The sequence below is a fragment of the [Clostridium] ultunense DSM 10521 genome (genome assembly GCF_000511955.1).
GTDB lineage: Bacteria > Bacillota > Clostridia > Tissierellales > Tepidimicrobiaceae > Schnuerera > Schnuerera ultunensis.
The window spans coordinates 457,745-472,476 of the sequence record NZ_AZSU01000002.1; the positions used below are offsets into that span (position 1 = coordinate 457,745).

Consider the following 14,732-nt stretch of genomic DNA (forward strand, 5'->3'; position numbering starts at 1 on the left):
TAAAAAAGCATCCAAAAACTGATGTGAACCCTTTAATCCGGACTTTCGGATAATATTAATTATGCGGCTTGTTTCCTATATTCAATAGGTGACAGGCCATTTAATTTCTCTTTTATTCTTTTGTTATTATACCAGTTGATATATCCTTTAATTTTTTTCTCCATAGTACATTTCTTGTTTTAATAGCCCAAAGAAATTTTCCTTGGGGAGTTATCTATACAATTTCCTCTTCGAGACATACTTTGTTCAATATTTCTGTTTTTTAATCTTTTCACCCATTGTTCATGTTGATAATGAAAGCCTTGGTCAGAGTGAATTGTTAATTTATGCTTCTAATTTATGCTTCTTAGGAAGCTTTTTAAGAGCATCATCCAAGGCATCTGTGGTAAAATTCACCGTAGGAGCTGTTACCTGGAATTGCCTATATTGTAATACACGAAGCTTAAATTCTCCAGAGTAAAAAGTCTTTGTAGATTTTATTTTTAGGCCTTCTTCTCCATACTTTTAATAATCATTAATCCAATATCTAATCAAGCCATGATTTATTACATCATATTTTTTAGCTACAGACTTGTAACCACCAGTTTCTCCCTTCATGTATTCTTTAACTACTTTTAACTTAAACTCAAATGAATATTTAGACATGATTAAACCCCCTAATTCCGTGTCCGGATTTAGGGGGTAACATCACATCACATCAAAGGAGATGCTTTTTTATTCGCCTATAGAGTCCAAATCATGAGTTAATATTTCCTCGATTTTTCTTTGGATTCGGTCTAGATCTAACCCAGCTTCGTCTAAAATACTCTTCCTTAGCATAGGGCCAATTTGTTCAATATCGTCTAATATATCCTGTAATAGTTCCATAGCAGATGTGGCTTCCAATACCTCTTTGGGGGTTTTTGACATATTAGCTAGAATAGAAGTTTCTGTTCTGGAAGCTACAATGGGATTTTTAAGATTTTCAATATATACTAATGTACGTCGTCCAGGGCCTCTATTTTCTTCAATGGGGTCCAGGGCCACAATCTTATCCGATCGAACAAACTTCCCATAACCTAAGGGAATTATAGCATTTTCACGAATTTCCAATATAGATCACCCCCTTATTTGGCTAGTGTATATATACAATAGGTTAAAAATAATCCTGGTTTTATTATGTCCAAATTATTAGAAAAGATAATAATCCCTATATTAATATTATATCATAGTAAATAATGCTATTTAGGCCATGTTTTTCACTTGCCAATTAGTATATAATAGTAACTGAAGTTTAGTAATATAGTTTGAGATACGGATTATTGAGGAGGTAGTAATATGGATTTTGATTATACTTTAAATTTAGTAGATTCTTTAAAAAACATGGAACAAAGGGGAGCTTTTTTAACCGTCAAGGATAAGGATGGTAAAGTTAATACCATGACAATAGGATGGGGAAATATAGGATATGAATGGGGCAGGCCTATATTTACAGTATTAGTAAGGGAGAGTCGATATACCCATGAGCTATTAGAGAATGGGGAAGATTTTACTATATCTATTCCCTTTGACAATAAGATGAATAAAGCTATAGGTTTTTGTGGAAGTAAATCGGGAAGGGATTATGATAAAATTAAAGATTGCAATTTAACCCTTATCAATAGCCAGATAGTTAAATCCCCTGCTATTGGAAACTGTCATATGGTTTATGAGTGTAAAATAGTATATAAACATCCTATGGATCTAAAGTTTTTAGATGATGTAATAAGGAGTAAGTGGTACCAAGAAGAAAATAATAAATGGTATAAATCAGGTGATTGTCATACCATATATTATGGAGAGATAGTTAATTGCTACTATAATGAGTAGTGTTTTGGCCACGGCTTTTATATAATATGCTAAACCAAAATTGATAACATAATAATTAATTAATGAGAAAAGATAATATAGATTGGCATTTTTATATAAAAGTAGAAAGGGTGATGGTATGGATTTCGACAATATTAAAGAGAAGAGATCCGTTCAGGAGGGTGTCCATAATTTGGTATTGGAAATTTCGGCTGATGAGTACAAAAAGGATTATGATGATTATAATAGAGATTATGCTTTGAATATTTTGGAAAGGCATTTGGAAAATAGGGGAGACGACGGAAGGCCATCAGATGTGGAAATTAGCTATGATGGAGAGAATCATATGGTAAGAATTTATGCGAGAGTTAACTATTTAGGTAATGATCACACAATATATAAGTTTCGATAATAGGTGGACACTTCTTAAGGGAGTGTCCATTTTAAAATTAAAAAGTTCTAAATGTTTGAACAATTTTCAAAGTATAATATAATGGTGTTAAGTAAAGTTATGTTAGTCCATAGGAAAAGGGGGGAGATATGTGAAGTTTAGACGGCTGATTACAGGAATCGGTTTAAAATTTCTTGGAAAGGGATTGGTCTCATGTTCTAAAATAGAGAAGGCGATTCAAAAAGAATTAGAGTTTTACGAAGACGGTTTTATAATTGAATTAAAGGTTTTTAACACTGATACTCAAGTTGCCGTAGAAAAGGTAGGAAACAACTTCAAATATTTAGGAAGCAATTATAATAGAGCCCCAGATCTTTCAATTGCTTTTAAAAGTTACGAAGCAGCACTAATGCTAATCTTAGGACAGATCGGAGTCTATGAAGGTTATGCACAGCATCGCTTTATTGTAAAAGGAGATTTAATTGCTAGTATGCCTTTCATACGTATCTTATATTATGTAGAAGCATATTTATTCCCTAAAATCATTTCTAAAAAGATTCTAAAAGAAATTCCAAAACTTTCATCAAATAAAATTAAGGCCTATATTCGATTAATAGCTTAAAAAGAAAGGAGATCCAATATGTTACCTGAATATTATGAGTTTAAAAACTCGGTAAAAATTATTTCTGGAAAGAATGCTTTAGAGAATATTCCTTTTGAGTTAAGCAATCTGGAGGCTAAAAGACCTCTTATCTTAACTACTAAATCCATGATTAGAAACGGACAATTAAAGATAGTTACAGATGCTATGGAAAATGCAAATATTGAAGTGGGACTTATCTTTAAAGAGATTCCCCAAGACTCTTCTATTGAAATAGTAAATAGTATTAGCCAATTATATAAAGAGAATAATTGTGATAGCATAGTTGCTATAGGAGGAGGATCAGTAATAGATACAGCTAAAGGAGTTAATATGTTAGTATCCACCAATGCTACTGATTTGAAAGAATATATGGGGTTAGAGATATTAGGTGGAAAATTAAATCCTTTTATTGCAGTGCCAAGCACTTCTGGTACAGGTTCTGAAGCTACTTTAGTTTCCGTAATTGCAGATACAAGTCGAAAGGTTAAGATGGAATTTATATCCTATAGTATATTGCCAGATGTAGCAGTGTTAGACCCACGAATGACAGCAACCCTTCCTTCAAAACTAACAGCCTCTACTGGAATAGATGCTTTAACCCATAGTATAGAAGCTTTTAGTGGTTTTCAAAAGAATCCAATAAGTGATGTTTATGCCTTAACATCTATTGAATTGATTTCTAATTATCTTGAAAAAGCAGTAGTTGACGGAAAGGATGAAAAGGCAAGGCTTGCCATGGCCAATGGTTCCTTAATGGCAGGAATAGCTTTTTCAAATTCTATGGTAGGCATAGTCCATGCCATTGGACATGCTTGCGGTGGCGTTTGTAATGTACCCCATGGAGATGCTATGACTATATTACTTCCCCATTGTATGAACCTAAACTTAGAACTATGCCAAGAAGAATATGGTAGAATACTTCTTGCCTTTTCAGGTCCAGAGGTCTATAGTCAAACTCCCAGGGAAGATCGAGGAAGACGGTGTATAGATGAAATCAACAAGTTTATAAATAAATTTAATGAAATATGTGGTCTACCCAATAAACTTAGGGATGTAGGAGTGAAAAAAGAGGATTTTGAAACCATTGCAAAAACTGCAATAAACGATGGTGCTGCCATTGTAAATCCAGTAGAGGTTACTTTTGATAGGGTTATGAAGATATTAGAGGAGGCTTATTGAGGAATAAATATTCGATAAATTTGGATGGAGGGATAATATGGCCAAATGTGGTGGGTATATGGGTAAAGTTTTAGTCGTAGATGTAAAAAACAGAACTACTAGTCTCTACCCTTGGTCAGATGCCGATAGGGAAGATTATCTAGGCGGAAAGATAATGGCAGCTAAAATAATTAGGGATAATGTAAATCCCAATGTAAAGGCCTTCGATGAGGAAAATATTATAGTTGTAAGTACGGGACCCTTAACAGGTACCAATGCCCCAGCTTCAAGCAGGTTTAATATATCAACTATTTCTCCTTTAACGGGATTACTCACCTCTTCAAATTGTGGAGGGAATTTTGGCTTATCCTTAAAAAGGGCAGGATATGATGCTTTAATAATAAAGGATAAATCTGAATCACCTATATGGATAGAAATAACCGAGGAAAAAGTATTATTCCATGATGCCAAGGACCTATGGGGGAAAAAGGTGAGTATGACCCAAGAGGCTTTAGATTCAAAGGCTGGGAAAATTGTTATAGGGCCTGCAGGGGAGAATTTAGTAAAATATGCAAGCATATTTAGCGGTGAAAGGGCAGCTGGCAGAGGAGGCATAGGAGCAGTCATGGGTAATAAGAAAATAAAGGCCATAACTGCCAAAGGAAACCTTAGACCTAAAATTGCAGAGCCAGAAAAGACTAAGGAGTTTTATAAAAAATGGATAGGTTCACTAAGAGATCATCCTCTAACGGGAGAACAACTGCCGAAATTTGGTACGGCTGGGTTAATTAGTTTGATGCAGCATAGAAACATATTGGCCACTAAGAATTTTAAATATGGCCAGTACCAAGATTTCCAAAAGATATCTGGGGAAAGATTGAGAAAGGATTTTCTAATTAGAAACAAAGGTTGTGTTACATGTCCTATCCAATGTGGCCGTCAAGTGGAAATTGGCAGTAGAGTAGTAAAAGGACCTGAATTAGAAACCTTAGGTCTTTTGGGGCCTAATCTATTAAATAATGACCTGGAACTTATATTAAGGTGGAATTTAGAACTAGATGAACTAGGAATGGATACTATAAGTACGGGAGGAACTATTGCCTTCGCCATGGAATTAAATGAAAAAGGATTATGGGAAAACAATATAGAATTTGGGAAAACGGAGAATATTTCGGAGATATTTGAAGATATAGCCTATAGAAAAGGCATAGGAAATCAGTTAGCCGAAGGGACTAGATATCTTTCTGAGAAATATGGGGGGATTGAATTTGCCATGCATTCGAAGGGAATGGAGCTTTCTGCATATGAACCTAGATCTGCCATAGGTCAGGGATTAGGCTATGCAGTGTCTAACAGGGGAGGTTGCCATTTAAATGCTGGATATTTAGTGTTATTTGAAGGATTGGGACTTAGCATTGATCCCTACTCCACTAAAGCTAAAGCTGAGTTAACTATTATGACTCAGAATATTATGGAAGCTACTTCTTCGGCAGGAAATTGTCTTTTTACTCTTTACGCAATGTTACCAAAGAATTTAATTAGAAATCCTAATAGTAAGGTTACTAGATTTACTAATAAACTTCTAACTACTAGTCTAGCTGCCAGTATTATAAGGTTTATAAATAAAGCAGATGAGAAATTATTACCTATTAAACTTTCCCAAATACCCCAAATAAAAGCCATTGAGTTGGTAACAGGTATGAAGATGACCATTGGTAAATTGAAGAATATTGGAGATAGGGGATATAATTTAGAACGGATGTATAATGTAGAAAGGGGAGTAAGGGCAAAGGATGATTTTCTACCTGACAGGCTGACAAAAGTGACTCAGCGAGAAGATGAGCCAAATAGTTATGTTCCATTGGATGAACTAAAAGAGAAGTATTATGAAATTAGACAATGGGATCAAAATGGAATACCTAAAAAGACTAAATTAAGAAAACTAAAATTGATAGAATGAGGGAATGAATTCAATGGCTAAAGTTAAGTTATTTGGTATTTATAGCATTAAAGTAGGGAAGAATGAGTTGATAATAAAAGCCAAGAATATTGAGGAACTACTAATAAAATTATCTGAAATAGAACCTAATTTAACCATGGAGGAACTAAAAAGAAGCCTTATATTCGTAAACAATAGGAATATTACTGAGTTGAGTATGTTTAAAACTAAAATAGATCATAATGACAATATAAGTATATTATCGCCTATTGCTGGAGGATAAAACTCTTCGTCTATGATTTTAGGGGCATTGGAGGTATTGGAATGACCAACGAAGAATTTCAAAAAATAGTATTAGAGGAACTTAGAAAATTAAACGAAAAAGTAGGAAATCTAGGACAAGGGCAAATAAGGCTAGAGCAGGGACAAATAAAATTAGGGCAAGGACAAGAAGAAATAAGAAAAGATTTAAAGGCCGTAATTGAACAAACCACTGATTTAACTGAATCTAGACAAGAATTAATGCAAAGGTAGATAAAGTAATAGAGGAATTAAATACAATAGAAATAGTCACATTAAGCAAGAACATTGGAAATCATCGAACATATGAGTGCAGAAATAATGGAGAATCTGGATATATTGAAGATAGTGAAAAACACAAAGGATTTTGATCAGGCTTTAGCAGAGGGGAAATTAGCTGTGGTAATAGGAATGGAAGGGTTAAGTGGAATTGGTAATAGGGTAAATTTAATAAATGCATTATATCTATTGGGAGTTAGACATATGTCTTTAACATGGAATGAAGAAAATCCTCTTGCAACAGGAGTAAGAGGAAATCCCAATAGGGGTTTAACCGAAAAAGGAATCCAAGCAGTTAAATTGATGGAGAAACTAGGGATAATAATAGATCTTGCCCATGCTAATGACAAGACCTTCTGGGATGTATACGAAAATACTACAGGACCTATTGTAAATTCCCATTCCAATTCTAGGGCATTGTGCAATGTACCTAGAAATATTTCAGATGAACAGATAAGGGCAATATCTGAAAGGGGAGGACTAGTTGGTTTAAACTCTTTCAATGAGTTTGTTCATATAGATAGGGATAAACAAGATATCCATCATTTAGCAAACCATTTAGATCATATGGTAGAGATTGCAGGAATTGAATATGTGAGTTTTGGTTTCGATTTTTTCCACTACCTAAAGACAGATACCATAGATAGTTTTGTAGAAGATGTGAATATTGGAACCAAAGGATTTGAAACCATAGTAAGGATTCCGGATTTTATAGATATCCTTTATAGCAGAGGATATACTAAAGAAGATATAGAGAAAATATCGTATAAGAATTATTATAGGCTAATGGAAGAAGTATTAGATTAGTAGTTATCTATTTAAGACTACATTCCTGAATGTTGAATTCAGGAATGTAGTTTTTTTGTTGGTTAATATATATGTGAAATATGTTTAAAGAATGAATTTATTTGTCACCAATTTAATGAACAGATAAATTTTAATAAAGTTAAATATAAAAGAGGAATTTTATGGATATGTGTAGAATAATAAGCAATGGAAGCCATATGATAAGATTTAAAAAATTATACAGTTTTGGCATTCAAAATAATTTTAATCTAGTAAATTTAAATAAATATTAGGGGGCGATATTATGTATGATAGAGAAGTATCAAATGTTTTTATGTGTCTGGTAGGATCAAATCCATTACCAAATTATATTGTGACTGAATTTTTGATGAGTCACGAGGATAAGTATAGGAGTTATGTTCCGAAACCTGATATCTATTATTTTATTCATACGGGTAAAGATGGTACAGAAGATTATCAAAAGAGGATAAAAAGAAAGGTATCAGATTCTAACATATGCCAAGGGATAAGCTTATCTGATTCTAGAGATGCTGGGAAGATTATTAATAGTCTTAATAACAAGTTAAACAAATTTATTCATGATAATAATATTAAAACAATTCATCTAAATTATACTGGTGGCACAAAGCCAATGGCAGTATTAACCTATAAGTGGTTGCAAGAACAAATCAACGGTACATTTGAACTAATCCTTTCAGATATAGACCCAAAGAACAATAAATTGAACATTATGAAAGATAGGGAAAAAGGAAGTTTGTCTTATATTCTCAATTATGATTTAACAGATATCATTACTATACATATAGAAGATTTGCTTGAATTGCATGGAATGAAATTAATAAATACAAATAAGAATGCAGAAGGACAAATAGATAGGTATCTAAATATTGAAAGGTTATCAAAGGAGGAACAGTGGAATAGGAAGCAAAGCTTTTTTACTAAATGTTTGAAAACAAATAAAGAAACAAATGAAAAAAAATTAAAAAAAATATTACAGGTGAACAAATCTTTGAATGATCGTAAAAGGAATCGGGAAATTGGCAAGCCATCTAAAAAAGACTGGAAAACCAAGGATAAAAAAGAGCTAAATAATGAGTTAAACCAGTCGTTTAGCGAATATATGCCTAATCATTTGAAGGAAACTTTAGAAGAATATGAGGAGGAGAAATTTGCAGAGATTGTAGGGTTTTTTGCGGGTAAATGGTTAGAATACTATATCTATGAAAGAATATATAAAATATTGGAAAAGGAAAATTTAATAGATAAAATGCAACTTTATCACTCAGTAAATGTTGACATGAAAGTAGATGGGCATATTAGGCCTGCAGAAATTGATATAATAGCTATAAAGGGATACAAATTATATTATTTTACTATAACAACTGGAAAAAGAATTGGAGTATGTAAGCAGAAAGCATTTGAGGGTATTTTTAGAGCTAGACAATTAGGAGGGGAACATGCTAGGGTTATTGGGGTTAATATGATGCCCAATGAGGCCTATAATGATAATGATGAAAATTTTAATAGAAATTTGGAAGCTGATTTAAAATCATTCAAATTAGAATCTGGCGAAATATATATCATAGGATATGAGGATGTTGTAGCAACGCCAAAAAGAAGGCTAAATTAATAGCAGCAGAGGAGGGGCAAGATGTAGGAAGTTGGTTTGATTTTCATATAGCATATAACAACGAGATTAATACATCTTTAGCAAATATTAGAAAAGCAAGATATAATGTGTATTATATGGAGGATGCTAAGGATTACGATGATTTTGAGGAATATAATTTACTATATAGGCCATGGTGCGTATCTGAAAATTATTATGGTAAATATAAGTGGAACCAATCAATAAAACTATGCGAAAATCTAGAAAAACAGAAATGGACTTCTTCAAATCTTGAAGAGCTTAGGCAAAACTATATTTTAGGTGAAAAGGAAATGAAAAACTTTTTGGCAAAAATGGAATCTAGAAAGAAAACCCTTAATAAGGACATTTTGAATTCCGATACACCTGGATTTGATGAAGATCGTATGACTCCCTATATTGATCTCATAGAAATTATGAGTTTATATGAAAACTTGGGTGAGGGGATGGGGTTGAATGAAGATAAAAATGGAACTTTTATCAGATTTATGCACAAGTTCAGGAGATAGTTTGTCGTCTATAGTAGATATAGAAACGGCAGTTGATGAATACGGGATACCTTATATTCCATCAAAAAGGATAAAGGGAGTATTAAGGGAAGCAGGAGAAACCCTATGTAAATTAGGTCATTATAATTTACAAGATTTAGATAATATTTTTGGAAAGCCTGGTCAAATGCATGGAGGGTTATTAAGGATTGACAATGGCCGAATAGAAAATTATGAAAGCATAAAAAGTTATCTTGAAAGTTATTATAGCCAACATTTAAATTTAACGACCAAATTTTTTACTAAGGATTATATAACTGATTATTTTACAACCATAAGGGAACAGACTAGTATTGATAAGAAGACATACACGGCAAAGGATAATAGTTTAAGAAAGCTTAGGGCTATTAAAAAGGGAAATATATTCTATTTCCCAATCGAAATTCCAGGTGAATTTATAAAGCTATTTGAAGATTGCTGTAGGTTAACAAGAAATATAGGGTTAAATAGGACTAGGGGGTTTGGGGAAGTAAAATTGACTTTAATTGCTGATACCCCTGTAAAAACTAAAATATTAAAGGAATCGAAACGTTATATCGAAACTAGAGCATTAGGTTTGCCTGGTGGGTTACTAGACTACCTATAAGGAATTGAAACCTTCTATAGCCATAGAACCTGATTGCATTGCTGCAAGGTTACTAGACTACCTATAAGGATTAAATCAAAAAAAGGTGGGATTCATAGGTCCCACCTTTTCCTAATCTACTTAAAGCTTCCTTTCAAATACTTTTATTTTTTCTCTATCATTAAAATCTTCAAAACTGTTTATACCTAATTCTCTTAAGAATTCATTCATTATCCTATTTTTAGCGGATAGATGTACTTTAGATTCATTCCCAAATTTATCTACCATTTCTTTACCTTTTTCCTCTGGTATTATAGATTTAGGGCCTCCCACACATCCTCCATCACAGCCCATCCCTTCTAAAAATCTTGTTTGAATTTTTCCATGAAGGGCATTTTCCAGCATTTCCTTACACTCTTTTATTCCACTGGCTTGTTCACTGGAAAATATATTGGCTTTATCTGGGAACATGTGCTTAATAGTATTTTCTATAGCTGCAGAAACTCCACCTATTCTTCCGTATATTCTACCACCTTTGGAGGTGTATTGGGTAGATAATTCTTCGTGAAGTTTTTCCAGATTTATATCAAAGACACGAAAAATATCTTCCAATTCATTAAAGGTTAAAACATAGTCTATAGCTCCTTTTAAATCTTCTACTTTTGCTTCAGCTTTTTTTGCTACACAAGGACCTATGAATACAACTTTACATTCAGGTTCTAATTCTTTCATTACCTTACCAGCTGCAATCATTGGAGAAACTGAAGGAGAAGTATATTTTATTAATTCATAGTATTTACCCTTTACATCTTCGTAGTAAGCTTTGAGTAATTTTCTAAATAATTTTCTATAATCTTTTTCATTAGTCATATGGACACTCCTTCCCACTAAATGGATTGTGTCCAATTAAACTAAAAAATATAATGGATTTGTATTACAAATTTTCCACCCACTGAATTATTTCATTAGTTACATTTTCTATACCATCATTATAGAATACTTTATTATATTCTCTGTCATTATGCTCGTACATAGGATCATAATATTTAACCATTAGTTCTTCTGCCACAGGTTTATATTGATGTTTTTCTATTAGTTTAATATATCTATCTATATTTTTATCACCCAAATGTTTCCTTAGATGTTCCAAAGATTCTATAAGTTCATCATCCGTGTCGTGAACATAGGAATCTAAGATATTAGCAATCCTTATGTCCATATTGGCCTCAATTTTAATATTTATTCCTTTTTTCATAGCTTCAAATAGGTACTTAGGTATTATATCTTTTCCTATTCTTCTGCTTTCTCCTTCAATAAATACCAAATTTGTTTTTCTATTAAATAAGGATTGGTAAAGGAGAGATTCGAACATCTTCTGAGTATTTTGTTGACCAAGGCCTACACTGCCAAGGATAGACCCCCTATGATTTGCACAACCTTCTAGATCTACAATATCCATCCCTTTTCTTTTGAGATTTTGCAAGATGTGAGTTTTTCCAGTTCCTGTATTACCATAGAGAATAATGAATTGGATATCCGTAACTAAATCGGGAAGGTGAGTGTAAATGTATTTCCTATAATATTTATAGCCTCCTTCAAGTTTAAAAGCATTTATTCCAATGGATTCAAAAAGAGAAACTAAAGCCCTGCTTCTCATGCCACCTCTAGCGCAGAAAAATACAAGATTATCATATTTTTTGTTAAGTTCTATAATTTTCTCATAAATACTAGGAAGTTTCTTAGAAGCGAGTTCTATCCCAATTTTTTTGGCTTTTTCTATACTTTCTTGTTTATATACAATCCCTATTAAACTTCTTTCTTCATTGTTGAAAATTGGGATATTAATAGCGCCAGGAATAGTTTCAGATTCATACTCAGATGGGCTTCTTACATCGATAAATGCATAGCTTTCGTCAATCCAATTTTTTTCAATTTCTTCGTATTTAATTGTTTTAAACACTATAATCCCTTCTTCTAATTGAATACTAAATGGTATCTAGATAACATTTCCTCTATTTTGCAATATTTACAGAACATATTATAGCATATGTATGGAGATTACACAATGAATTAAGTTGCAGGTGTTTCTGGAAATACTTCTGACCTTTAGTTATACTTATAAATAGGTAGATAGTTTTACATGGAAGAACTTGAAGATGAGTTTAAATAAATACTGATGGAGTTGTGATATAATAGAAAAAAGCAAAGGGGGAAATATATGGGCTATCTATTACAAGGATTAATGTTAGGTTTTGGATATGTAGCGCCTATAGGGATGCAAAATTTATATGTAATAAATTCAGCTATAAGGGAAACCCGAGGAAGGGCCTACAGAGTAGCTTTTATAACAATTTTTTTCGATATTACATTGGCCTTAGCTTGTTTTTTTGGAATTGGATTATTATTAAATAAAGTGCCCATATTAAAGGGAATTATAGTGTTGATAGGTAGTATAGTAGTAATCTACATAGGTTATAGTATTATAAAATCATCCCCAAATTTATCTACAGATATAGAAATTGAAAAATCCTTTATAAAGATTCTAAGGGATACTTTTGCTGTAACTTGGCTAAATCCTCAGGCTATTATAGATGGATCTTTGTTACTAGGTGGGTATCATGCTTATATCCCTAACGGAATGAGTAAATATTTTATATTAGGATTTTGCTTAGCTTCATTTTTATGGTTTTTTTCATTGTCAACAATAGTGTCAGTATTTCAAAAAAGGATAAATAAGAATTTCATCAAATGGATTAATATTATCTGTGGAATAATAATTATATTTTTCGGGTTTAGACTGGGATATTCTTTTTTAAAGGAAATATTCCTATAAAACTATTAATTTTAAAAGGAAGGGATAAATATGGAATTCAAAAGATTTGGTAGCAAGTATGTAATTAGATTGGAGAAAGGTGAAGAAATAGTAGAATCCATTAAGACTCTATGTGAAAGAGAAGGAATCAAGCTAGGCACTATAACTGGTATTGGGGCCACCGACAAAGCAGTAGTAGGTTTATTTGAAACCAGTACTAAGGAATACCATTCTAAAGAATTGATTAGAGATATGGAAATAACAAGTCTTTTGGGAAATATTTCTCAAATGGAAGGGGAAGTCTATCTTCATCTTCACATAACCCTAGCAGATCATAATTATAATGTATATGGAGGCCATTTAACTTCAGCAGTAATTAGTGCTACGGGGGAGATAATAATAGATACAATAGAAGGGGTAGTAGATAGAGAATTTGATGAAGAAATTGGATTAAACCTTTTTAAGTTTTAGTTTTCCAATTAAGCTATTAACTTGCCATTAATGCAGGTATAAGAACCTGTAATCAATGGCAAGTTTTTTTATAACCAATAGGAAAGTTTTCACTTATAAAATACTAATTAAAATGAACTTTCCGTAAATGAGTATTAAAAGAGGGCTACCTTATAATGTTTATATAGAAGCCTTTTTTATTTACTTAAAAAATTATAAAAATTCATATTTCGTATTGATTTTTAAAAAAATCATGATATAATCATAGGTAAACGATTACCTGGTTAAACGATTACCCAAGTAAACGGTTAACTACCTTGAAGGTTGGATTTATTAATGGTTTTAAATATTATGGGGTTTGAAAAGGGTGAGCTAAGTGACTACTATTAAAAAGATTGCTGAATTAGCGAATGTTTCAACCGCTACAGTATCAAAGATAATAAACGGTAAAGACCAATATATAAGTGAAGCAACTAGACAAAAGGTACTAGAAATAGTTGAAAGAGAAGGATATATTCCTAATGGAGTTGCAAAGAGTTTAAAAATGAGAAGGACAAAAACTATCGGAATAATATTGCCTGATGTAATGAACCTTTTCTTCTCTGAGCTTGCTAGAGGAGCTGAAGATGCTGCTGAGAAAGAAGGATATTCAGTTATACTTTGTAATACGGATAATAAAGAATTAAAAGAAGAAAAATATTTAAATATTCTTCATGAAAAAATGGTGGATGGAATTATTATGACTGCTGCTGAAGGCAGTATGAATAAATCTGTAAAAATATCTAAAACTCCCATGGTATTAGTTGATAGGGATATAGAATTGGATAAACCAGTTGGACGTATTACTGTAAATAATGAGGAAGGCGCTTTTATGGCAACCAAGTTTTTAATAGAAAAGGGTTGCAAAAATATAGGTTTCATATCTTCACAAAAGAAAAACAAACCATCTGCAGAGCGTTTAAAAGGGTATAGAAGGGCTTTGGAAGAGAATGGGCTAGAGATAGATGAAAAAAAGATATTCTTGCAAAACTTCACCATAGCGTCAGGATATGAAGGAGTTATGGCTTTACTAGAACGGAATAAAGTCGATGGAATCTTCTGTGGCAATGATTTAATTGCAATTGGAGCTATACAAGCATTAAAGGAAAATAATCTTAAAGTACCAAAAGACGTTAAAGTAATTGGATTCGATGATATTTCCATGTCTCAGTTCATGGATCCGCCTCTTACCACTATTAAGCAACCAATATATCAATTGGGAGAAGAGGCAGTTAAAATGCTTGTAGCGATTATCGATAAGAAAGATATAGATATGCACAAAGTATTAAGGACAGAATTAATCGAAAGGGGGAGTTGCTAGAAAAC

Annotated in this window: 18 protein-coding genes and 1 pseudogene; 14 read left to right on the forward strand and 5 right to left on the reverse strand. The window is 32.4% G+C overall.

Annotated elements, in window-relative coordinates:
• Nucleotides 1-59 precede the first annotated feature (59 nt).
• The 3 genes and pseudogenes from CUL_RS19690 to CUL_RS0105015 all read right to left on the reverse strand — a co-directional run.
• Nucleotides 60-323: pseudogene (locus CUL_RS19690) on the reverse strand (transposase); the annotation flags it as partial.
• 181 nt (nucleotides 324-504) lie between these two features.
• A complete protein-coding gene (locus CUL_RS18845; RefSeq protein WP_157752619.1) occupies nucleotides 505-645 on the reverse strand; it encodes a hypothetical protein in 141 nt (46 codons plus the stop codon).
• A 69-nt stretch (nucleotides 646-714) separates the two neighbouring features.
• Nucleotides 715-1,092, reverse strand: coding sequence for a hypothetical protein (locus tag CUL_RS0105015; RefSeq protein WP_005582599.1), 378 nt, complete (start codon nucleotides 1,090-1,092; stop codon nucleotides 715-717).
• A gap of 225 nt (nucleotides 1,093-1,317) precedes the next feature.
• On the opposite strand from CUL_RS0105015, the gene CUL_RS0105020 reads away from it, so the two are divergent.
• From CUL_RS0105020 to CUL_RS0105075, 11 genes are all read left to right on the forward strand, one after another.
• Nucleotides 1,318-1,848, forward strand: a complete 531-nt coding sequence (locus CUL_RS0105020; RefSeq protein ID WP_025640708.1) for a flavin reductase family protein — start codon at nucleotides 1,318-1,320, stop codon at nucleotides 1,846-1,848.
• 118 nt (nucleotides 1,849-1,966) lie between these two features.
• On the forward strand, nucleotides 1,967-2,239 hold the full coding sequence (locus CUL_RS0105025; protein WP_005582604.1) for a hypothetical protein: 273 nt from the start codon (nucleotides 1,967-1,969) through the stop codon (nucleotides 2,237-2,239).
• Between the two features lie 130 nt (nucleotides 2,240-2,369).
• Nucleotides 2,370-2,840 (forward strand): hypothetical protein, encoded by a 471-nt coding sequence (locus CUL_RS0105030; protein WP_005582606.1) that lies wholly within the window; start codon nucleotides 2,370-2,372, stop codon nucleotides 2,838-2,840.
• An 18-nt stretch (nucleotides 2,841-2,858) separates the two neighbouring features.
• Nucleotides 2,859-4,040, forward strand: coding sequence for an iron-containing alcohol dehydrogenase (locus CUL_RS0105035; RefSeq protein WP_025640709.1), 1,182 nt, complete (start codon nucleotides 2,859-2,861; stop codon nucleotides 4,038-4,040).
• A 37-nt stretch (nucleotides 4,041-4,077) separates the two neighbouring features.
• Nucleotides 4,078-5,979 carry an aldehyde ferredoxin oxidoreductase family protein gene (locus CUL_RS0105040; RefSeq protein WP_025640710.1) on the forward strand — a complete coding sequence of 634 codons (1,902 nt, stop codon included), beginning with the start codon at nucleotides 4,078-4,080 and terminating at the stop codon, nucleotides 5,977-5,979.
• A gap of 13 nt (nucleotides 5,980-5,992) precedes the next feature.
• Entirely contained in the window at nucleotides 5,993-6,241 is a 249-nt protein-coding gene (locus tag CUL_RS0105045; protein WP_025640711.1) for a MoaD/ThiS family protein, read from the forward strand.
• Nucleotides 6,242-6,282: 41 nt separating this feature from the next.
• Nucleotides 6,283-6,492 (forward strand): hypothetical protein, encoded by a 210-nt coding sequence (locus CUL_RS0105050; protein ID WP_005582610.1) that lies wholly within the window; start codon nucleotides 6,283-6,285, stop codon nucleotides 6,490-6,492.
• Nucleotides 6,493-6,546: 54 nt separating this feature from the next.
• Complete coding sequence (locus CUL_RS0105055) at nucleotides 6,547-7,344, forward strand: dipeptidase (protein WP_269077315.1); 798 nt, start codon at nucleotides 6,547-6,549, stop codon at nucleotides 7,342-7,344.
• 283 nt (nucleotides 7,345-7,627) lie between these two features.
• Nucleotides 7,628-8,974: a PDDEXK family nuclease gene (locus CUL_RS0105065; RefSeq protein ID WP_025640713.1), complete on the forward strand. Its 1,347-nt coding sequence runs from the start codon at nucleotides 7,628-7,630 to the stop codon at nucleotides 8,972-8,974.
• Nucleotides 8,975-9,081: 107 nt separating this feature from the next.
• Nucleotides 9,082-9,501, forward strand: a complete 420-nt coding sequence (locus CUL_RS0105070) for a hypothetical protein (RefSeq protein WP_025640714.1) — start codon at nucleotides 9,082-9,084, stop codon at nucleotides 9,499-9,501.
• Nucleotides 9,449-10,126, forward strand: coding sequence for an RAMP superfamily CRISPR-associated protein (locus CUL_RS0105075; RefSeq protein ID WP_025640715.1), 678 nt, complete (start codon nucleotides 9,449-9,451; stop codon nucleotides 10,124-10,126). Before CUL_RS0105070 ends, CUL_RS0105075 begins: the two co-directional genes overlap by 53 nt.
• Nucleotides 10,127-10,246: 120 nt before the next feature.
• Here CUL_RS0105075 and CUL_RS0105080 read toward each other — a convergent pair whose 3' ends face one another.
• Both CUL_RS0105080 and mnmH read right to left on the reverse strand, forming a co-directional pair.
• Nucleotides 10,247-10,975 carry a [Fe-Fe] hydrogenase large subunit C-terminal domain-containing protein gene (locus tag CUL_RS0105080; RefSeq protein WP_025640716.1) on the reverse strand — a complete coding sequence of 243 codons (729 nt, stop codon included), beginning with the start codon at nucleotides 10,973-10,975 and terminating at the stop codon, nucleotides 10,247-10,249.
• Nucleotides 10,976-11,039: 64 nt separating this feature from the next.
• Entirely contained in the window at nucleotides 11,040-12,065 is a 1,026-nt protein-coding gene (mnmH, locus tag CUL_RS0105085) for a tRNA 2-selenouridine(34) synthase MnmH (RefSeq protein WP_025640717.1), read from the reverse strand.
• A 258-nt stretch (nucleotides 12,066-12,323) separates the two neighbouring features.
• Here mnmH and CUL_RS0105090 point away from each other — a divergent pair, with 258 nt between their 5' ends.
• The 3 genes from CUL_RS0105090 (at nucleotide 12,324) to CUL_RS0105100 (ending at nucleotide 14,727) form a co-directional block, all read left to right on the forward strand.
• Nucleotides 12,324-12,938, forward strand: coding sequence for a LysE/ArgO family amino acid transporter (locus CUL_RS0105090; protein ID WP_025640718.1), 615 nt, complete (start codon nucleotides 12,324-12,326; stop codon nucleotides 12,936-12,938).
• Nucleotides 12,939-12,968: 30 nt separating this feature from the next.
• The gene (locus tag CUL_RS0105095; protein ID WP_025640719.1) at nucleotides 12,969-13,388 is read left to right on the forward strand and encodes a PPC domain-containing DNA-binding protein; all 420 of its coding nucleotides are present in this window, start codon (nucleotides 12,969-12,971) and stop codon (nucleotides 13,386-13,388) included.
• 355 nt (nucleotides 13,389-13,743) lie between these two features.
• Entirely contained in the window at nucleotides 13,744-14,727 is a 984-nt protein-coding gene (locus tag CUL_RS0105100) for a LacI family DNA-binding transcriptional regulator (protein WP_025640720.1), read from the forward strand.
• Nucleotides 14,728-14,732: the final 5 nt, after the last annotated feature.